The organism is Lachnospira pectinoschiza (genome assembly GCF_020564355.1).
Lineage (GTDB): Bacteria > Bacillota > Clostridia > Lachnospirales > Lachnospiraceae > Lachnospira > Lachnospira intestinalis.
Genome location: NZ_JAJCRR010000002.1, coordinates 85,771 through 105,427 on the forward strand (window position 1 = coordinate 85,771; position 19,657 = coordinate 105,427).

19 protein-coding genes are annotated in these 19,657 nt (G+C 41.0%); 18 read left to right on the forward strand and 1 reads right to left on the reverse strand.

The features are described 5' to 3' along the window. Positions 1 to 384 precede the first annotated feature (384 nt). The 14 genes from LI288_RS03715 to LI288_RS03780 all read left to right on the forward strand — a co-directional run bounded on the left by LI288_RS03715 (position 385) and on the right by LI288_RS03780 (position 13,098). Positions 385 to 744: a hypothetical protein gene (locus tag LI288_RS03715; protein ID WP_227089483.1), complete on the forward strand. Its 360-nt coding sequence runs from the start codon at positions 385 to 387 to the stop codon at positions 742 to 744. 66 nt (positions 745 to 810) lie between these two features. Continuing rightward, positions 811 to 1,248, forward strand: a complete 438-nt coding sequence (locus LI288_RS03720) for a hypothetical protein (RefSeq protein WP_227089484.1) — start codon at positions 811 to 813, stop codon at positions 1,246 to 1,248. A gap of 129 nt (positions 1,249 to 1,377) precedes the next feature. Continuing rightward, a complete protein-coding gene (locus LI288_RS03725; RefSeq protein ID WP_227089485.1) occupies positions 1,378 to 2,445 on the forward strand; it encodes an Rpn family recombination-promoting nuclease/putative transposase in 1,068 nt (355 codons plus the stop codon). 152 nt (positions 2,446 to 2,597) lie between these two features. Further along, positions 2,598 to 3,521, forward strand: a complete 924-nt coding sequence (locus LI288_RS03730; RefSeq protein WP_022433078.1) for a LysR family transcriptional regulator — start codon at positions 2,598 to 2,600, stop codon at positions 3,519 to 3,521. A gap of 164 nt (positions 3,522 to 3,685) precedes the next feature. Next, entirely contained in the window at positions 3,686 to 4,750 is a 1,065-nt protein-coding gene (locus tag LI288_RS03735) for an FIST signal transduction protein (protein WP_227089486.1), read from the forward strand. A 63-nt stretch (positions 4,751 to 4,813) separates the two neighbouring features. Further along, positions 4,814 to 5,776: a methyl-accepting chemotaxis protein gene (locus LI288_RS03740; protein WP_022433080.1), complete on the forward strand. Its 963-nt coding sequence runs from the start codon at positions 4,814 to 4,816 to the stop codon at positions 5,774 to 5,776. 22 nt (positions 5,777 to 5,798) lie between these two features. Then, positions 5,799 to 7,259, forward strand: coding sequence for a 4Fe-4S dicluster domain-containing protein (locus LI288_RS03745; RefSeq protein WP_022433081.1), 1,461 nt, complete (start codon positions 5,799 to 5,801; stop codon positions 7,257 to 7,259). A gap of 153 nt (positions 7,260 to 7,412) precedes the next feature. Next, positions 7,413 to 7,973: an NUDIX hydrolase gene (locus tag LI288_RS03750; protein WP_227089487.1), complete on the forward strand. Its 561-nt coding sequence runs from the start codon at positions 7,413 to 7,415 to the stop codon at positions 7,971 to 7,973. A gap of 17 nt (positions 7,974 to 7,990) precedes the next feature. Further along, positions 7,991 to 8,776, forward strand: a complete 786-nt coding sequence (locus LI288_RS03755; RefSeq protein WP_227089488.1) for a leucine-rich repeat domain-containing protein — start codon at positions 7,991 to 7,993, stop codon at positions 8,774 to 8,776. Between the two features lie 31 nt (positions 8,777 to 8,807). Further along, a complete protein-coding gene (locus LI288_RS03760) occupies positions 8,808 to 9,731 on the forward strand; it encodes an alpha/beta fold hydrolase (RefSeq protein WP_022433084.1) in 924 nt (307 codons plus the stop codon). A gap of 12 nt (positions 9,732 to 9,743) precedes the next feature. Then, a complete protein-coding gene (locus LI288_RS03765) occupies positions 9,744 to 10,304 on the forward strand; it encodes a DJ-1 family glyoxalase III (protein WP_227089489.1) in 561 nt (186 codons plus the stop codon). Between the two features lie 5 nt (positions 10,305 to 10,309). After that, positions 10,310 to 11,389: a D-alanyl-D-alanine carboxypeptidase family protein gene (locus LI288_RS03770; RefSeq protein ID WP_227089490.1), complete on the forward strand. Its 1,080-nt coding sequence runs from the start codon at positions 10,310 to 10,312 to the stop codon at positions 11,387 to 11,389. Positions 11,390 to 11,498: 109 nt separating this feature from the next. After that, on the forward strand, positions 11,499 to 11,708 hold the full coding sequence (locus LI288_RS03775; RefSeq protein ID WP_022433087.1) for an alpha/beta-type small acid-soluble spore protein: 210 nt from the start codon (positions 11,499 to 11,501) through the stop codon (positions 11,706 to 11,708). Between the two features lie 172 nt (positions 11,709 to 11,880). Then, positions 11,881 to 13,098, forward strand: coding sequence for an IS256 family transposase (locus LI288_RS03780; RefSeq protein ID WP_227089784.1), 1,218 nt, complete (start codon positions 11,881 to 11,883; stop codon positions 13,096 to 13,098). A gap of 220 nt (positions 13,099 to 13,318) precedes the next feature. Here LI288_RS03780 and LI288_RS03785 read toward each other — a convergent pair whose 3' ends face one another. Further along, complete coding sequence (locus LI288_RS03785) at positions 13,319 to 13,798, reverse strand: acyl-CoA thioesterase (RefSeq protein ID WP_022433088.1); 480 nt, start codon at positions 13,796 to 13,798, stop codon at positions 13,319 to 13,321. Between the two features lie 213 nt (positions 13,799 to 14,011). On the opposite strand from LI288_RS03785, the gene tig reads away from it, so the two are divergent. The 4 genes from tig (at position 14,012) to lon (ending at position 19,621) form a co-directional block, all read left to right on the forward strand. Beyond that, positions 14,012 to 15,301: a trigger factor gene (gene tig, locus LI288_RS03790; protein WP_227089491.1), complete on the forward strand. Its 1,290-nt coding sequence runs from the start codon at positions 14,012 to 14,014 to the stop codon at positions 15,299 to 15,301. 26 nt (positions 15,302 to 15,327) lie between these two features. Then, positions 15,328 to 15,909 carry an ATP-dependent Clp endopeptidase proteolytic subunit ClpP gene (gene clpP / locus LI288_RS03795; protein WP_022433090.1) on the forward strand — a complete coding sequence of 194 codons (582 nt, stop codon included), beginning with the start codon at positions 15,328 to 15,330 and terminating at the stop codon, positions 15,907 to 15,909. 72 nt (positions 15,910 to 15,981) lie between these two features. Further along, positions 15,982 to 17,244 carry an ATP-dependent Clp protease ATP-binding subunit ClpX gene (gene clpX / locus LI288_RS03800; RefSeq protein ID WP_227089492.1) on the forward strand — a complete coding sequence of 421 codons (1,263 nt, stop codon included), beginning with the start codon at positions 15,982 to 15,984 and terminating at the stop codon, positions 17,242 to 17,244. Between the two features lie 22 nt (positions 17,245 to 17,266). After that, positions 17,267 to 19,621, forward strand: coding sequence for an endopeptidase La (lon, locus tag LI288_RS03805; protein WP_227089493.1), 2,355 nt, complete (start codon positions 17,267 to 17,269; stop codon positions 19,619 to 19,621). Positions 19,622 to 19,657 lie beyond the last annotated feature (36 nt).

Here is a 19,657-nt window from a genome sequence, read left to right on the forward strand (position 1 = left end):
AGGGCATATATTTATGATATAAAAGCTGATGAATTTATACAGGGAGAGTATGAAGGAAATACATTTGATGCCATAGATTTTTTAGGAAGCCAGTCGGCAGGTTTATACAATCAGATAGCAAGTGATTATTATGACCAGGATGTAAGTAAAGAAACAGCATTTAAAACAGCAGAAAGTATTTTTACTGAAAATAGTTATCCATTTGAAAAAGAATATGTAGATGTAAGAAATAATATTTACATATCAAATACATATGAAATCACAGAGGGTTTAAAGGAAAACAATGGTGAAAAGTTAAAAGCAATAGTTGAAACATACTGGGGCAGTAATGTTTATAATACATTAAGAAGAAATGGAAATCTGATTTTTGTAGTAGAACCCCTGATGATAACAAGTGTGCTTGATGACAATGGGTATCTTGTAGATGACCATGCAGCAACAGTAAAAACAACTGTGACGAAACACAAAAAGACATTTTATGAAATACCAAAAGGACTGGAGAATGGTGATATATGTAAGAAGGCTACAGAGGTCAAAGAAACCAACAGTAATGGAGATAATGTATCTGCAACAACAGAGTATTATACAGTGAGTGATAATGATGAAGATTTATTGCAGTTAATACGTGAAAAATATGGTTCAGCAGATTACATATATGAATCAAGAAGTCAATATACAGAAGACGGAAGACTTAAACCGAGCTATATGGTTATAGACCATTTTGATGTAAAGGATGAGTCCTGAGAGGAAGAAACCACAGAATATTTATCACAGCATTACAGATATAAATTAGGCACAGCAAGATATTTCATGGAATACTATGACATGGAAGTAAAAGAGTATGAATCAGGTGAGTACAGTACCTCACAACTGGAAGTACCAAGTTATTACAATGTACCACACTGGTTAGGCAGGGCAGTATTTACAGAACATATAGGAGAAAATGGAAGATATGACAGTCATTATAATTTAGCATTTCCGACAGAAGTCACAACAGATTCAGAAAAATTAACAGCATACTGGAATGGTGACAGCACAGCACTGGAAATGGATGGAAAGATAACCACATTTGGAATGGCAGTATTAGCACCGGGGAGTGATGCAGGTATCTGGCATACGAATAAATATACGACAGGAGAGCCGTCAGGAGTACCGGCAGATGATGTAACGAATTATCCGAATGATAATGGGCATCCATATGGAAACAATGTAGTTGAGAAGATATATGAAATTAGGGATATTATATAAATAATTGAAAAAATATATTGACAAGTGGTATTATATGAAGTATAGTAAATACATCAATAATATTTATAAGCACCGATGTATATTAATAAATGTTATTGAACGATGAACAAAATGCGAAAGAGAGGGGCGATGCGATTGCCAAAAAGCACAAGTAAATTAAAACAATACTTTCCGATGATTCGCGAGCGGGAGGACATCAAGCAGGAAATCTGTGAGAATCCGAAGCTATTAGAAAAATATCGGGAATGGGATGAAGAACAGCAGGAAGAATTTTTAGATTACTGCACGGGAGTAAAAGGTGTCAAAATTTTATACGATGCGTTCTTTAAAGAAATCATGAATCCCGAAAACACACCGGAGCGGCTCAATGAATTACTATCATTATTGTTAGGACAGAGTGTTACGATAAAAAGAGTGCTTCCGGGCGATTCTACGAGGCTTGCCGATGAACAGTCGCTGTTGATTATGGACATCTTGGTTGAACTTTCCGATACCAGTCTTGCCAATGTCTCTGTCCAGAAAATCGGGTACAGATTTCCGGGACAGAGAAGTGCCTGTTATTCCTCGGATTTACTGCTCAGACAGTATAAAAGGGTCAAAGGCGAAAAGAAAAAAGCCTTCAGTTATAAGGATATAAAATCCGTCTATACGATCGTATTCTTTGAAACAAGTATCAAAGAATTTCACGAATATCCCCAAAACTATATTCACAAATTTAAACAGCAGTCAGACACGGGATTGGAGCTTGAATTACTGCAAAAATATGTGTTTATACCGCTTGACATTTTCCGCGGAATCTACCACAATGATGGTAAGAGCAACGGTAAGAACAGTGCAAACAGGTGCTGGAATAAAACAGAAGCGTGGCTGACATTTTTAAGTACAGATGAACCGGAGATTATCATTGAATTAATCAGTCAATACCCGGAGTTTAAAGAGATGTACGAAGAAATCTATGTCATGTGTCAGAATGTGGAAAAGGTGATGGAAATGTTTTCAAAGGAATTGATTCAACTGGATAGAAACACAGTGCAGTACATGATAGATGAAATGCAGGATACAATTGATATTCAGAAAGAAGAATTGGAAGCAAAGCAGGAAACCATTGACACACAGAAAGAAGAACTGGAAACTGCCAGACGTCAGTTACAGGAAATGGCGGAAAAGCTCAGACAGCTTGAAAAAGCGGAAAAGTAAATAAACATCCAATCAAAAGCGGAGTGCTGTATGGTATACAATTTCCCTGTCAGACAGAGAAAGATACAACAGACACTGCGCTTTTTAATTTACAGAAAAAGATGAAAATGATAAAATATTAGTATATTTTTGGAAGTGAAGGGGTGTAAGCAATGACACTGACACAATTAAAATATGCGATTACCGTATCGGAAGCAGGTTCCATGAATCAGGCGGCAAAGGAACTTTTTATTTCACAGCCGAGCCTGTCGCTTGCCATACGGGACTTAGAAGAGGAAATCGGTGTGGAACTGTTCCGGCGTAGCAGCCGCGGTATTTTACTGACACCGGACGGCGAAGAATTTATTGGATATGCCAAACAGGTCGTAGAGCAGTATCAGTTAATTGAATCCAAGTATGTACAGAAAGAAAAAGTAAAGAAAAAATTCAGTGTTTCCATGCAGCATTATACCTTTGCGGTCAATGCTTTTGTGGAGATGGTGAAACAGTTTGGCATGGATGAGTATGAATTTGCAGTGCATGAAACAAAGACGTATGAAGTTATTGAAGATGTCAGAACGTTCCGCAGTGAAATCGGTATATTGTATCTGAATGAATTTAACCGGAAAGTGCTGACCAAGCTTTTTGCCGAGTATAATCTGGAATTCCATGAAATTCTGCGGTGTGGTGTATATGTATATATGTGGAAAGGACATCCGCTTGCAAATAAAAAAGAAATTGATATGGAAGAACTGGCGGAGTATCCGTGCCTGTCCTTTGAGCAGGGAAGTTACAATTCCTTTTATTTTGCAGAGGAAGTTTTAAGCACCTATCAGTATAAGCGGCTGATTAAGGCAAATGACCGCGCAACCATGTTAAATCTGATGGTGGGACTCAATGGATTTACATTGTGTTCCGGTATTATCTGTGAGGAATTAAACGGTTCGGAATACTGTGCAGTCAAACTCAAATCCAATGAAGAAATGTCAATTGGATATTTGTATAGAAAAGGTGTTGCCATCAGTCTTCTGGGACAGAAATACCTTGATGAAATCGCAAAATATCAGGATAAAGCAATGGGCAGTTATGTCATATAAAATCCCAAAGACAGTGTTTAAAATACTGGTAAAGATACATAAACAATGATATGATATAAAAGTCAGAATATAAAAAGTCATTTTTGCTGACAGGTGATGAAAAAATATAAATGCACCGGTGAGTAAAAAATAATTTATAAAAACGAAAGAAGGGGTATAAGCGTATGGAGCAGTTTGTTGGAATGAGCAAAACAGGCAGCATAAAAGAAGCTGCCGAAGGATTAAAAAATCCTCAGTTTTTAATACTGTTTGACAGCAGTAAAGAACGTTTTAAAGAAAGCGTATCACAGCTGGAAGAAATGTTTCCGGGTGTGCCAAGTATTGGGTGTGTGGGACAGTTTTACGGAAAGACACAGGTGCTTGAAAATGGTGTTATGGTTGTTGGATTTTCCGGTGGAATCCGTGCGGCAGCGGATGTTTTTACTGATGTATCCACAATGCCGGTAAAATGTATCAGAAAATTCCAGCAGAATGTTACAAATATCAGTGCATCAGCGGATAATACCGTGTTAATTGATTTTTGCAGCGGCAATGATGAATGTGTGCTGGCAACGATGGAATCCGTTCTGAAAAGCAAAAAGATTCAGCTGACCGGCGGAACGGCATGGGAAGGACTGGTATGCTGTAACGGACAGGTTTATGAAGATGCCTGCGCTTATGCACTGGTTAAAAATGAATCCGGCAGGGTTAAGGTTTATAAAGAAAATATTTATCTGCGTAAAGATGCAGTAAAGCATATTGTTACGAAGTCTGAACCGCGTACTTATACGATTCAGGAAATTGACGGCAGACGGGCGGAAGACGTTTATACAAAAGAACTGGGTATTTCGCCGGAAAATATTACGGAACAGACCATGGTAAATCCGCTTGGACGTGTTATCGGTGATGAAACCTATATTATTTCGATTAAAGAGCGTACCGGAAACGGCAGCTTTTCCTGCTACAGAAAAGTAAACCCAAAGGATAACATCTGTTTTTTACAGGCGGGAGATCACAAGCAGATTTTACAGGAAACCATTGAAAGTATCCATAAAGATTTTTCAAAGATTTCGGGCGTATTTTCGGTAAACTGCCTGTTCCGGTATCTGTATTTCCAGCAGAAAGGTTTTGTGAACGAATATCTTGAAGAAATGGGAAAGCTTGGCAGTCATGCAGGACTTGTCGGACTGGGGGAGCATTATAACGGACAGCATACGAATCAGACAATGTCAGCAGTGGTATTTGAGTAAACACTAATAGCTTTAATGGCAGATGAGCGGTATCATGACAGGAACGTTAGAAAAGAGGTACATATGGGATTATTTCATAAAAATAAACAAAAAGAAGCTGTACAGGAAGTAAAACAGCCGCAGATTTCGTTGGAAGATAAGGCGTATCCGATTATTTATACGGCAAATTATATATCAGAGCGCTTTGAAAATCTTTCCGATGAAGAAGTGGTTGTCAGCAATCAGATTGTCGGGATTAAAGAGGCGTTTGATAATGTTTTAACAGAGATGGACCGGTTATCTGTACAGATTCAGAATTTCGGAAATACATTTTCGGGAATACAGAATGCATCGGAGAATTTCAGCAGTGTGCGTGACGGCATTATTGCATCTGTAGATACGGCACAGGAAAAGGTGCGCGAATTAAAAGCGGACTCTGCGCGTGTAACAGACAGCTTTCATGTAATGGATACGACATTCCAGAATCTGGAGCAGGCAGTCGGAGAAATTAAAGAGTGTACACAGGGAATCGTTGATGTGGCAAACCAGACCAATATGCTTGCGTTAAATGCTTCAATTGAAGCGGCAAGAGCCGGTGAGCAGGGCAGAGGGTTTGCGGTTGTTGCGGAACAGGTTCGTGAACTTGCAGACGAAATTAAAAATCTGATTCAGGTTATCAGTGAAAGAATCAAGAATGTAGAGGACGGCACAGGAGAATTAAGCCGTTCCCTGCGAGAGTCAGAACAGATTTTAGACGAGAATACGGAAAATGTAAATTCGGCGCATGACATTTTTGAGGAAATTAAAGGGAAGGCAGATGCAATCGGACAGGTGCAGAACAACATTGCAGATGCAATTCAGGATTCAACGAAAGAAGTGGAAAAAATTTCTGATTTTGTAGTGTTATCCAGAACATATTATGATAAAGTGCTTTCTTGTATTGAAGATATTGAAAAAAGTGATAACATAAAGACAGCGGTGTTTGATGACATCAGAAATATGCTTTTACAGGTTGAACCATTGGCAAAGGATATATCAAAACAATAATATGTAGAAAAGAGGAAGAATTATGCTGACAAATGACGCAACAATTTTAAAAATAAAACACGAAGTTCTGTATCAGGTGGCAAAGCTTGCCTATGCAGGTGAATTTGATGAGAAAAAAGACGAACTTGCTTATAAATTAATTCCGGGGCCGAAGCCGCAGTTTCGCTGCTGCGTCTATAAGGAAAGAGAAATCGTCCGCCAGAGAGTAAGACTGGCGGAGGGTTTATGTCCGACAGAGAGTGACCACAGTGGTTCTAAAAATGTAATTCAGGTAATAGAGTCTGCGTGTGCAGACTGTCCGTTATCCCACTATATTGTAACGGATAACTGCCGTAAATGTATGGCAAAGGCCTGTCAGCAGTCCTGCAAGTTCGGGGCAATTTCAATGGGCAGGGACAGAGCCTATATTGACCCGGACAAATGTAAGGAGTGCGGCATGTGTGCAAAAAACTGTCCGTACAATGCGATTGCGGATTTAATCCGTCCATGTAAAAAAGTCTGTCCCGTCAACGCAATTACCATGGATGAAAATGGCATCTGCGTGATTGATGAAGAAAAATGTATCCGCTGCGGACAGTGTATTCACAGATGTCCGTTTGGTGCGATCGGTTCAAAGACCGACATTGTGGCAATTATAAAAGATATGCTGGCAGGTAAAAAAGTCATTGCGATGTTTGCACCGGCAATTGAGGGACAGTTTGGCAGGGAAATCACAATGTCAAGTATTCGTACTGCCTGCAAAAAGATTGGATTTGCTGATATGGTGGAAGTCGGACTCGGCGGTGATATGACAGCGGCGGCTGAAGCGGCAGAGTGGCTCGAAGCACACGAGCAGGGCAAAAAGATGACAACCTCCTGCTGTCCGGCATTTGTCAACATGATCCGCAAGCACTATCCGGAACTGGCAGACAACATTTCAACAACGGTTTCGCCGATGTGTGCGGTATCCCGTATGTTAAAGGCAAAGGATCCGGGTACGGTAACGGTATTTGTAGGACCTTGTATTGCCAAAAAGAGCGAAGTCAAGGATAATGACATTGAGGGCAATGCAGATTATGTATTAACAATCGGTGAATTCCGTGCAATGATGCGTGCAAAAGACGTGCAGTTTGAGCCGGAAGAAAATGATTCACAGCAGGCAAGTGTATACGGTAAGCGTTTCGGAAACGGCGGCGGCGTAACAGCGGCAGTGTTAAAGAGCATGGAAGAAACAGGCACAGATACATCGGGACTGACAGTTGAAAAATGTGCCGGTGCGGCAGAAGTAAAGAAAGCATTAACATTGATGAAGGTCGGACGCCTTCAGGCAGATTTTGTAGAAGGCATGATGTGCGAAGGCGGATGTGTAGGCGGACCGAGCCAGCACAGAAGCGAGATGCAGTTTAAGAAAGACCGCGACACACTGATTGCAGAAGCAGATGACAGAGGTGTTCATGAAAATCTGGAATCTGTAGATATGGAAGCATTTGCGATGCACCGCTAGACTTGCATTTTTGCAGAAAACGCCTCAACGTTGTCACTTAACTTCGGCTTTTTTCTGCAAAAAATGCGGGAGAGGGTGGCAACGGGAGTGCGCGGCGCATTGTTTATTAATAAAACAGGTGGATGACCTGATTAAAAGAGGATTTGGACAGGTATGAGATTTGATAAGATTGAAAAGGTGCATGAAGGTGCATTTATTGACCGGTATAATGTAAGTTATACAACCCAGGATCAACGGAAAAAGGTCTATGAGATTATCAGCAGAAATAAGGATTTAAAGACACTGGAGGATTTGCATAATCCGCATACAGACGGCGTTGTAATTATTATGACAGATGCCGGTGGTGAAAAAATTCTCTTAAATAAGGAGTTCCGCATGGCTGTCGGGGAGTGTGTATACAACTTCCCGGCAGGGCTGATTGACAGTGGTGAAACACCGAAGGAAGCGGCGGCAAGGGAATTAAGGGAAGAAACAGGACTTGAGATTGTTGAGATTGCCGACCAGCTTTATGACAGCTACAGCGCCATCGGATTTTCCAATGAAACCAATGCTGTTGTGATCGGTACAGCAGCAGGCACATTTGCGCCGAGTACGTCTACGATGGAAGAAATTCAGGCAGGCTGGTATACCAAAGAAGAAGTAAAGAATTTATTGAAAAATAAGCATTTTGCGGCAAGAACGCAGGCATACTGTTACTTGTGGGCAATGAATTAAGAAAGAGTGGGAAAAACGTGAGAAAAAAGACAATTTTGACAATGGTATTGCTGCTGGCAACAGTTATGCTGATGCCGCTTTCAGGCTGCAAAAATAAGAAAGTAATACCGGTATTTACGTATGAAAAAAACGAAGATGATACCATTACGATAACGGGGCTGACCGATAAAGGCAGAGCGGATTCTAAGCTTACGATACCGGCACAGCTTGACGGCAGTACGGTAACAGCAGTTGCGGGAGAAGCATTTCGTGATGACTACAATGTAACCGAAGTGGTATTTGAAGAAGGCGTAAAAAGTATCGGTGACAATGTATTTTTAAACTGTACCATGTTACAGACCATTGCATTTCCACAGTCACTGGAAAATGTGGGGACACATGTTGTAACCAATACACGCTGGGAGAAGAGTCGTCTGGAAAGCAGCAATGAAATTATTGTCAATAATATTTTACTTGCGGTGAAAGAAAACCTTACAGAGTATACAGTACCGGAAAATGTTGTGAGCATTGGCTCGGGTGTCTTTTATGATAACACGGTATTGGAAAAAATCACGCTGAACAGCCGGGTAGAAGCAATCGGTAATTATGCATTTTCAGGATGTAGCAGCCTGACAAAGCTGGAGCTGCCGTCTTCTGTTAAAAAAATCGGTTATGCGGCATTTAACGGCTGTACAAAGCTGGAATTGTCTGTTAATTCCGGTGTGGAAGAAATCGGACAGGATGCATTTTTAGATGTGGAGCAGCTTGCATATGACGGAAAACTGACGGGTAGTCCGTGGGGCGCAAAAAGCATCAAAGAATAAAGCAAAGAATAAATGAGAACGGAGGCGGCATATGAAGGTTACAGACAGACATTTTTTATCGGCAGACCATAAGAATCACATCCACGTGAAAATCTGGGAGCCGGAAGGAAACGTGCAGGGTGTCATTCAGATTGCACACGGCATGATTGATTATATTGAACGTTATACGGCGATGGCAGAATATTTTGCAAAAAAAGGTTATGTCGTTGCAGGAAATGACCATCTGGGACATGGTGATTCTGTTTTGACAAAGGAAGATTATGGATATTTTACGGAAAAAAATGCAAGCCGTTGTGTCGTTGAAGATATGCATAAGCTGACGGCGATTATGAAAAAGAAATATCCCGATGTTCCGTATTTTCTGCTTGGACACAGCATGGGATCATTTTTGTCACGAAGATATATTACGGAATATGGCTATGAATTAAACGGTGTATTGCTGCTTGGTACAGGCAATCAGCCCGATATTGTTGTAAAATCGGGAATTTTGCTGGCAAAACTGGTAAGACTGATTAAGGGTGAGCGTTACCGCAGTCCGTTTTTAAATCATCTGATGTTTGGCAGTTACAATGCAAGAGTTGTCAATCCGGTAACGGATAAAGACTGGGTGTGTGGCAATGCTGAGGTGATTAAAGAATACGTGGCAGATGAAAAATGCAGCTATCTGTTTACAGTAAACGGATATCTTGGACTGTTGGATACGATTGCCTATGTAAAGAAAGTATCCAATATCCGTAAAGTACCAAGAGATCTTCCGGTGATACTGGCAGCAGGGACAAAAGACCCGGTGGGCGGTTATGGCAGAGATGTCAAAAAGCTGTTTGTGACTTACAGCAGGCATTTTTACGATGTGGAATTGCGGCTGTATGAGGATTGCAGACATGAGCTGCACAATGAACTGATACAGGAAGATGTATTTGAGGATTTATACCAGTGGATTTGTAAGCATAGATAAGGAAGGAAAAGGATGAAGGTATATACATTTTTAACAGATGGGTTTGAAACAGTGGAAGCACTGGCGGTTATTGATATTTTAAGGAGAGCGGGTATTGAAGTGGAAACGGTATCCATTACCGGAAATGAACAAGTATGTTCGGCTCAGAATATTACAGTAAAGGCGGATACATTATTTAAGGCTCAGCCGGTTTGTAAAGAAGACGTTTTATTCTTGCCGGGAGGTCCCGGACATAAGCAGTATAATGAATGTAAGCCGCTTTTGAAACTGCTTGAAAAGCACCACGCAGAAGGCGGACGGATTGCTGCAATCTGTGCAGCACCGAGTATTTTAGGACACCTTGGCATATTAAACGGAAAGAAGGCAACGGCATTTCCGGGCTTTGAAAAGGATTTAACAGGGGCAGAAGTGCTTACCGCACCAGTCAAAGTGGTGACAGACGGCAATATTACAACGGCAAGAGGCATGGGGGCTTCTATTGAACTCGGACTTGAACTTGTCAGACTACTGATAAGTGAAGAAAAAGCACAGGAAATCGGACGATCTGTGCAGTATCTGGAAAAGCAGGCATAAGAATCATGGAAAATGAATACTTAGACAGTTACGAAAGAGCCAAAAGAGCGGATAGAGAGAGAAGAAGTCATGCCAGGCAGATGAAGCGCAGAAGGCAGAAGCGTTTAAAAATGATAAAGGGAGCGATAACGGCTGCTGTTGCCGTCGTAATTGCAGTATGCTGTATTTTGTATACAACCTGCGGCGAAGGCGGTGGCCAGGCAGATGGCATTGATTCACAGCAGATGGCGCAGGATGCCATGCAGGCACTGGCACAGATTTCAGAACCGGAACAGAAATTCAAATATCCGTCCGTCAGTGAAAATTATAAAGAAATCGTTTCGGAAGAAGTCAAAAGTCCGTATGTTGCATTACTCGACGTAGAAAACAGTCAGGTAATTGCAGGAAGGGGATACAACGAAAAGATTTATCCGGCTTCCATGACAAAGGTCATGACACTGATTGTTGCGGTAGAGCAGCTTCAGGATTTAAACCAGACCTATGCGCTGTCGTATGAGCTGCTGGACCCGCTGGTGCGTGAGCAGGCATCCCGGGCGGGATTTGATCCGGGTGAAATGGTTACGGCAAAGGATTATCTGTATGGACTTGTACTGCCGTCAGGTGCAGATGCGGCGGTAGCCCTTTCAATTATGACAGCCGGTTCAGAAGAAGCATTTGCGGATTTAATGAATCAGAAATGCAGTGAAATCGGCTTGAAAAATACACATTTTATGAATGCATCGGGGCTGTATGACGAACAGCAGTATACAACACCGGTTGAAATGGCAATGATTATGCAGTATGCAATGCAGAATCCGACATGCGCAGAGGTGCTTTCAACGTACCAGTATACCACGACACCGACGGCTCAGCACCCGGAGGGAATTAAGCTTTCCAGTACGATGTTTAGCAGAATGTATGGTAATGAAGTCGAGAATGTGACCATCATGGCAGGAAAGACAGGATATACGCAGGAGGCGGGAAACTGCCTTGTAAGCTATGCACAAAAGAACGGGCATCACTATGTTGCATTGACAGCCGGGGCATCTTACAAATGGCACGTCATTTTTGATGATTTTGAAATTTATAAAACCTATCTGCCGTAGTTTTTACAAAAATTGTCATAATAATTGATTTACGGCTGCACATACTAATACCAAGATAAGCAACGAAAAAAGTTCTTATCTAAAACAAATATCATGGAGGTGCAGTATTATGACAAACTCTAATTCTAATTCAAAAACAAAGAAGGAAGCACAGGACGCACTTGACAGATTCAAGATGGAAGTTGCCTCAGAAATCGGTGTAAACTTAAAAGAAGGTTACAACGGTGATTTAACATCAGCAGAAGCAGGTTCTGTTGGCGGTAACATGGTTAAGAAGATGATTAAAAGACAGGAAGAGCAGATGTCACAGGGCAAGTAATCTGTCGGTAAAAAGAAGATTGTGCCGGTGACACAAAAAAGAAAAGCCACAGTTTCCACGGAAGGGAGTATCCCAAAGTTTGTGTAAACCTCCAAACTGATGTAAGATAAAATTACTCAGTTTGGAGGTTATTTTTATGGCAAGAAGAAAAGACAGCCCACAAAAAGCAGCAATGAGAGAAATGATGCTTGACTATCTGAAAAATAATGATATCAGCATCAAAGATGGTACCGATGTAAATAGCATCATGCGTGACATGATGTCTGTCCTTTTGGAAGGTGCTTTGGATGAAGAACTGGATGAGGAATTAGGATATTCCAAGTATGATTATCGTAACAAAGAAACAGACAACAGCAGAAACGGTCATTCCAGCAAAACCATGCACACCAGTTATGGAGATATGGATGTGGCGATTCCAAGGGATCGTAACGGTGATTATGAACCACAGCTGATTAAAAAATATCAAAATACCGTAACTCAGGACATGGAAGAAAAAATACTTTCCATGTATGCCAAGGGAATGACAACCGGAGACATTGAATCCCACATGCGTGAATTATACGATATTGATATTTCTGACAGTACAATCAGCAGGATCACAGATAAAATCCTGCCGATTGTAAAAGAATGGCAGGAACGCCCTCTGGAAGAAGTGTATGCTGTAGTATTTATGGATGCAATCCATTATCATGTCCGCAGTGAAGGACGTATTGTAAAACGTGCGGTTTACATTGCTCTTGGTATCGACATGAATGGAAAAAAAGATGTCCTTGGAATGTATGTTGGGGAAAACGAAAGTGCAAAGTTCTGGCTTTCTATCATGAATGGATTAAAAAACAGAGGTGTTGAGGATATCCTGATTGCATGCGTTGATGGTTTAAATGGATTTCCACAGGCAATCGAGGCGGTTTATCCAAAAACAGAGATTCAGCAGTGTATCATTCACCAGATCCGCAATTCAACGAAGTTTGTCTCCTACAAAGATATCAAAAAACTGATGGCTGATCTGAAGCTTGTATATGCGGCTCCAACGGAAGAAACAGCTTTAAATGAGTTAGAATTGTTCAAAGATAAATGGGATTCCAAGTACCCGAAAATCTATAAATCCTGGCATGATAACTGGGCAACACTGTCCACTTATTTCAAGTATCCAGAAGCTGTAAGACGTTTGATTTATACCACAAATGCCATTGAAGGATTCAACCGTCAGCTTCGGAAAGTGACCAAAAGCAAGACAGTTTTTCCGTCAGATGATAGCCTTTTAAAAATGCTGTATCTGGCAACTATGGATATCACGAAAAAATGGACCGGACACAGGCAGGACTGGGGGCAGATCCATTCCCAGCTGGAAATCTATTTTGAAGAACGTCTAATCGGACACAACCTGTAAAAACAGCTTGTTTTAGGCAGGTTTTATTGACATGCCAAAAAACTCCTGTATAATGCAGATATGGGCAGAATCCGGAAAATCGGCTCTGCCCATTTGTAACTATTCACAAATCTTATATCAGTTTTTAACGTTTACACAAAACTTGAAACGGTCTCCCACGGAAATTCAAACCTTGAATCACCGTGAAATGCTGTGGCATTTCTTTATGTTGTATAAGAGTTTAAAAGCCTTCTTCGCGCCGGGTTTTGCGCAGTGCAACGCGGCGTTCGGCAGCCTCCCATTTTGCCTGCTCCTCAATGGAAGAAACTGACAGTCGCGGAACGCGGACAGGATGGTCGTTTTCATCAAGGGCAACCATAATAAAGAAGGCGCGGTTGACAGGATAACGTTTGCCGTTTTTCTTTTCCACGTAGGTGTCAATGCGTACTTCCATGGAAGAATTGCCAACATGGGTCAGATAGCCGATTAAAACGATGACATCACCTAGATAACATGCTTCCTTAAATTGTAAGTTGTCAATGCTTGCCGTGGTAACGTTACATTCGCAGTGGCGTTTGGCAACAATGCCTGCAACTTCGTCAATCCACATTAAAAGCTGTCCGCCAAAAAGTCTTCCGGCACCGTTCATATCACGGTTACACAGTAAATGTGAAACCTCTGTGCGGGAAACTTCAACTGATTTTTCTTTTATCTCATTCATATAAATCCCCATTCCCATTTTTTTTATCTGTCATCCGGACAGATTTGATAGTATTCTTACTATAACATAAACACAGGCGGTTCGTGAAATAAAAAATAAATAAATTGAAGAAAAATTTTACTGGTAAAGTAAAAAAAGTTATGTTATAATGCCTAATATGTACGTTGTACGCTAGAAAAATTTACATATATCTTTAAGGAGGAAATAGTAACAATGAGTTTTAAAGTAGAACAGATGGAAGAAAAGAACATGGTCAAACTCGTAATCGAGTCAACAGCAGAGGAGTTTGAAGCAGGTTTAAATAAGGCTTATAATAAAGATAAGAACAAGATTTCTATCCCAGGTTTCAGAAAAGGTAAGGCACCTCGTAAGATGATTGAGCAGATGTATGGTGCAGAAGTATTCTACGAAGATGCAGCAAACGCTATCATTCCTGAAGCATATGCCACAGCAGCTGAAGAAAGCAAGTTAGAAATCGTTTCACAGCCTAAGATTTCTGTTGTACAGTTAGAAAAAGGCAAGCCATTCATCTTCGCAGCAGAAGTAGCTGTAAAGCCGGAAGTAGAACTTGGCACATACAAGGGTGTTGAAGTAGAAAAGGCTGATACAGAAGTAACAGATGCAGACGTAGAAGAAGAATTAAAGAAGGTTCAGGAACAGAACTCAAGAACAGTAACAGTAGAAGACAGAGCTGTTAAAGACGGCGATATGACTGTTATTGACTTTGAAGGTTTTGTTGACGGTGTTGCATTTGAAGGCGGAAAGGGTGAAAACTATCCTTTAACAATCGGTTCTCATTCATTCATCGACAACTTTGAAGAACAGTTAATCGGCATGAACATTGGCGAAGAAAAAGAAATCAACGTAACATTCCCGGAAGAATATCATGCAGAAGAATTAAAGGGCAAGCCGGCTACATTCAAGGTATCCGTAAAGGAAATCAAGGAAAAGCAGCTTCCTGAATTAGATGATGATTTTGCACAGGATGTATCAGATTTCGATACACTTGCTGAATACAAGGAAGACTTAAAGAAGACAATTTCCGTTCACAAGGAAAATGAAGCAAAGGCTAAGAAGGAAGACGAAGCAATCGCTAAGATTGTAGAAACATCTAAGATGGACATTCCGGAAGCTATGATTAATACACAGGTAAACAGAATGGTAGAAGACTTTGCACAGAGATTACAGCAGCAGGGCTTATCTATCGACCAGTACTTCCAGTACACAGGTATGACAGCAGATAAGATTGTAGAAGAAATGAAGCCGGAAGCTGTTAAGAGAATCCAGACAAGACTGGTACTTGAAGCAGTTGCAAAGGCAGAAGATATTCAGGTATCCGATGAAGAATTCGATGCAGAGCTTCAGAAGATGGCTGATATGTATAAGATGGAACTTTCACAGATTAAAGAATTTATGGGAGAATTTGAAGGAAAGCAGATCAGAAGTGATATTGCTATCCAGAAGGCAGTAGATCTTATCGTAAATTCAACTGTAGAAAAGTAATTTTCGCGTAAGAAAGGACAGAAATTATGAGTTTAGTGCCTTATGTCGTTGAACAGACCAGCCGTGGAGAACGGTCATATGATATTTATTCAAGACTTTTAAAAGACAGAATTATCTTCTTAGGAGAAGAAGTGACAGATGTATCTGCAAATATTGTTATTGCACAGATGTTATTTTTAGAGGCAGAAGATCCAAGCAAGGATATTCACCTTTACATTAACAGTCCGGGTGGTTCTGTATCTGCCGGATTTGCAATTTATGATACAATGCAGTATATTAAGTGTGATGTATCTACGATGTGCATGGGACTTGCAGCAAGCATGGGTGCATTTTTGCTTGCGGGCGGTGCAAAGGGCAAAAGACTTGCTCTCCCGAATTCTGAAATTATGATTCATCAGCCTTCAGGCGGTGCCAAAGGACAGGAAACAGAAATCAGAATCGTTGCAGAAAATATTTTAAAGACTAGAAATCGGTTGAATGAAATTCTGGCAGCCAATACTGGCAAGTCAGTAGAAGAAATATCTCGTGATACAGAGCGTGATAACTATATGACAGCACAGGAAGCTGTAGCTTATGGTCTTATTGACAGCGTAGTTGAAAAGAGATAGTTTTAAATGACGGGACTGTTGCTTTTCGCAACAGTCCTTTTATAAATTACATTATTATTGTTGGAGGATTTCATGGCAGGCAGAGGTATAGATGAAAAGTTGAGATGTTCATTTTGCAATAAGACACAGGATCAGGTAAAAAAGCTGATATCCGGTCCGAACGGAATTTACATTTGTGACCAGTGTGTAAGTATTTGCAGTGATATTCTTGATGAAGAATTTGAAGAAGAAGAAGATGACGGCAATCCGGCAGAAGATATGGAAATTAATCTGTTAAAGCCAAAAGAAATAAAAGAATTTTTAGATGACTATGTTATCGGACAGGACGAGGCAAAGAAAGTACTGGCTGTAGCGGTTTATAATCATTACAAGAGAATTTTATCAGGGAAAGACGTTGATGTAGAATTACAGAAAAGTAATATTTTAATGCTGGGTCCGACAGGTTCCGGTAAGACATTTCTTGCTCAGAATCTGGCAAGACTTTTAAATGTGCCGTTTGCAATTGCAGATGCAACCACACTGACAGAGGCGGGGTATGTCGGTGAAGATGTAGAAAATATTTTATTAAAGCTGATTCAGGCAGCAGATTATGATATCGAAAAAGCACAATATGGTATTATTTATATTGATGAAATAGATAAGATTACAAAGAAATCAGAAAATGTATCCATTACAAGAGATGTATCGGGCGAAGGTGTACAGCAGGCACTTCTTAAAATTTTAGAGGGTACGGTGGCTTCCGTTCCGCCACAGGGAGGAAGAAAACACCCACAGCAGGAACTGATTCCAATTGATACAACCAATATTTTATTTATCTGCGGTGGTGCATTTGACGGTCTTGAAAAGATTATTGAATCCCGTATGGATAAGAGTTCTATCGGATTTAATGCAGATGTCCATGAAAAGATTGAAGCAGAAGTCGGTGAGATGTTCCATAAGGTACTTCCGCAGGATCTGATTAAATTCGGACTGATTCCTGAATTTGTAGGCCGTGTGCCGGTGGTTGTTGCATTGGATTCCTTAGATGAAGCTGCACTGGTAAGAATTTTAAAGGAACCGAAAAATGCGATTTTAAAGCAGTATCAGGCATTGTTCTCTTTAGATGAGGTAGAACTGGAATTTACAGACGAAGCGGTTGAAGAAGTCGCTAAAAAGAGTTTTGAAAGAAAGACGGGTGCCCGTGGCCTTCGTTCTATCTTAGAGGCAGTTATGAATGAAGTGATGTACGAAATTCCGTCAGATGATACGATTGCAAAATGTGTAATTACAAAGGATGCCGTAGATGGAACAGCAAAGCCTTTGATTGAGTACCGCTCAGAAAATGTTGCAATGTAAAAAACTAAAAGGTTAGGTTTATATGGAAATGAAAAATATAAATTTGCCATTGATTGCATTAAGAGGTATGACCGTGTTGCCGGACATGGTCATACATTTTGATATAAGCAGAAAAAAATCAATTCATGCAGTAGAAAAGGCAATGGAAAAAGACCAGAAAATCTTTCTGGCAACACAGGTTGACCCGGAAGTTTCTGACCCGGAATACGAAGATTTATATCATGTAGGTACACTGGTAAAGATTAAACAGCTCATAAAGCTGCCAAACAGCGTAGTGCGTGTTCTGGTAGAAGGTGTGAAGAAGGGTACGCTTGAAAGTGTTACGCAGGCGGATGGAATGCTTGTGGCAGAGGTTGCAGTAAATGAGCAGCCGCCGCAGGAATTAGACCCGACACTCAATAAAGCCATGCTTACGGGGTTAAGAGAACTGATTCGTCAGTACGCACTTGCCAATCCAAGGATGAGCCGTGACATTTTAAAGCAATGGCTGGGTATGAACAGTGCCAGAAAGCTGCTGGAACGGTTTACAATCGATTATCCGATGGAGTACAGGGAACGCCAGCATATGCTGGAACTGGATTCTTTGGAAGAAATGTATGAATATGCGGGCAAACTCTTGATCGAAGATACGAATGTCAGCAGAATTAAAGAAGAGCTTTCTGAAAAAGTCAAAGAAAAAGTAGATAAACACCAGAAAGAGTATATTTTAAGAGAGCAGTTAAAAGTCTTAAATGAAGAATTAGACGGCGAAGATGACGGTTCTGAAATTGAAGAATTTTGTGATGCAGTAAAAGAACTGGAAGCAGCTGCGGAAATTAAAGAAAAAATCCGCAAGGAAATCAAGCGTTATAAAATATTAAGCCAGGGTTCAGCAGAAGCGAACGTGGAGCGCGGTTATATCGAAACGCTGCTTGAAATGCCGTGGGATAAGATGTCAGAGGATAACCGTGATTTAGATGCTGCAGCACAGGTGTTGGATGAAGATCACTATGGCATGAAAAAAATCAAAGAGCGTATTTTAGAATCGCTCGCAGTCCGTAATATTACAAGCAAGGGTGATGCACCGATTCTTTGTCTTGTAGGACCTCCGGGAACGGGAAAAACTTCAATTGCGCGTTCTGTGGCAAAAGCACTGAATAAAAAATATGTGCGTATCTGTCTGGGTGGTGTACGTGATGAAGCAGAAATCCGCGGACACAGAAAGACTTATGTCGGTGCAATGCCGGGCAGAATTATTACGGCATTTAAAGCGGCAGGCGTGAAAAATCCGCTTATGCTGTTAGATGAAATTGATAAAATCAGCAGTGATTATAAGGGCGATACGGCTTCAGCGCTGTTGGAGGTATTAGACAGCGAGCAGAACAGCCATTTTGTCGATCACTATATTGAACTGCCGACAGACCTTTCACAGGTGCTTTTTATTGCAACGGCAAATGATTTATCAACTGTCAGTAGACCGCTGTTAGACCGAATGGAGATTATCGAGGTCAGCTCATATACCAAAAATGAAAAGCTGCACATTGCAAAAGAACATTTAGTGCCAAAGCAGCTTGAGAAAAACGGACTGATGGCAAAACAGCTGAAATTTTCCGATAAGGCGCTTGAAAGCATGATTGACGGATATACAAGGGAAGCCGGTGTGCGAAGCTTAGAGCGTGAAATCGCAAAGGTATGCCGCAAGGCAGTGCGCCAGCTCTATCACGGCAACGGAGAATTGAATGAAGAAGTAAAGAGTATCCGCATTACAGATAAGAATTTAAAGGATTTCTTAGGAAAAGTAAAATTTAAGCCGGAGAATATCCATAAAAAGAATGAAGTCGGTATTGTGCGTGGACTGGCATGGACAAGTGTCGGCGGGGATACGTTAGAAATTGAAGTCAATACAATGCCGGGTAAGGGTGAACTGATTCTCACCGGACAAATGGGTGATGTCATGCAGGAATCCGCACGGATTGCACTGACTTATGTGCGCTCTATTACATCAGGCAGGAAGTATAAGGTCGAACAGGAATATTTTGATACACACAGTATTCATTTACATATTCCGGAAGGCGCAGTGCCAAAGGATGGTCCGTCAGCTGGTGTAACAATGACAACGGCGATGCTTTCTGCAGTGACAGGAATTCCGGTTCATGCCGATGTTGCAATGACCGGGGAAGTGACACTCCGCGGCAGAGTGCTTCCGATTGGCGGATTAAGGGAAAAACTGCTCGCGGCAAAGACGGCAGGCATGAAAAAAGTCCTTGTTCCGTCCGAAAACAGAAGTGACGTGGAAGAATTTGATGAAGAAATTACAGGCGGCATGGAGATTGTTTTTGTTTCGGAAATGAAACAGGTACTTGAGCATGCACTGGTTCCCGGGAATCAGGATAAATAGTGAAAATGTATGGCATGAGATGTCAGCAGAATGGAG

Bases quoted from the DNA above. Each gene is read 5' to 3' on its own strand.
- LI288_RS03750 (WP_227089487.1), top strand. From the start codon at position 7,413: ATGAGATTTGATAAGATTGAAAAGGTGCATGAAGGTGCATTTATTGAC.
- tig (WP_227089491.1), top strand. From the start codon at position 14,012: ATGAGTTTTAAAGTAGAACAGATGGAAGAAAAGAACATGGTCAAACTC.
- lon (WP_227089493.1), top strand. From the start codon at position 17,267: ATGGAAATGAAAAATATAAATTTGCCATTGATTGCATTAAGAGGTATG.
- LI288_RS03760 (WP_022433084.1), top strand. From the start codon at position 8,808: ATGAAGGTTACAGACAGACATTTTTTATCGGCAGACCATAAGAATCAC.
- LI288_RS03735 (WP_227089486.1), top strand. From the start codon at position 3,686: ATGGAGCAGTTTGTTGGAATGAGCAAAACAGGCAGCATAAAAGAAGCT.
- LI288_RS03775 (WP_022433087.1), top strand. From the start codon at position 11,499: ATGACAAACTCTAATTCTAATTCAAAAACAAAGAAGGAAGCACAGGAC.
- clpP (WP_022433090.1), top strand. From the start codon at position 15,328: ATGAGTTTAGTGCCTTATGTCGTTGAACAGACCAGCCGTGGAGAACGG.
- LI288_RS03770 (WP_227089490.1), top strand. From the start codon at position 10,310: ATGGAAAATGAATACTTAGACAGTTACGAAAGAGCCAAAAGAGCGGAT.
- LI288_RS03725 (WP_227089485.1), top strand. From the start codon at position 1,378: ATGCGATTGCCAAAAAGCACAAGTAAATTAAAACAATACTTTCCGATG.
- LI288_RS03765 (WP_227089489.1), top strand. From the start codon at position 9,744: ATGAAGGTATATACATTTTTAACAGATGGGTTTGAAACAGTGGAAGCA.
- LI288_RS03730 (WP_022433078.1), top strand. From the start codon at position 2,598: ATGACACTGACACAATTAAAATATGCGATTACCGTATCGGAAGCAGGT.
- LI288_RS03740 (WP_022433080.1), top strand. From the start codon at position 4,814: ATGGGATTATTTCATAAAAATAAACAAAAAGAAGCTGTACAGGAAGTA.
- LI288_RS03720 (WP_227089484.1), top strand. From the start codon at position 811: ATGGAATACTATGACATGGAAGTAAAAGAGTATGAATCAGGTGAGTAC.
- LI288_RS03715 (WP_227089483.1), top strand. From the start codon at position 385: ATGATAACAAGTGTGCTTGATGACAATGGGTATCTTGTAGATGACCAT.
- clpX (WP_227089492.1), top strand. From the start codon at position 15,982: ATGGCAGGCAGAGGTATAGATGAAAAGTTGAGATGTTCATTTTGCAAT.
- LI288_RS03785 (WP_022433088.1), bottom strand. From the start codon at position 13,798: ATGAATGAGATAAAAGAAAAATCAGTTGAAGTTTCCCGCACAGAGGTT.
- LI288_RS03745 (WP_022433081.1), top strand. From the start codon at position 5,799: ATGCTGACAAATGACGCAACAATTTTAAAAATAAAACACGAAGTTCTG.
- LI288_RS03780 (WP_227089784.1), top strand. From the start codon at position 11,881: ATGAGAGAAATGATGCTTGACTATCTGAAAAATAATGATATCAGCATC.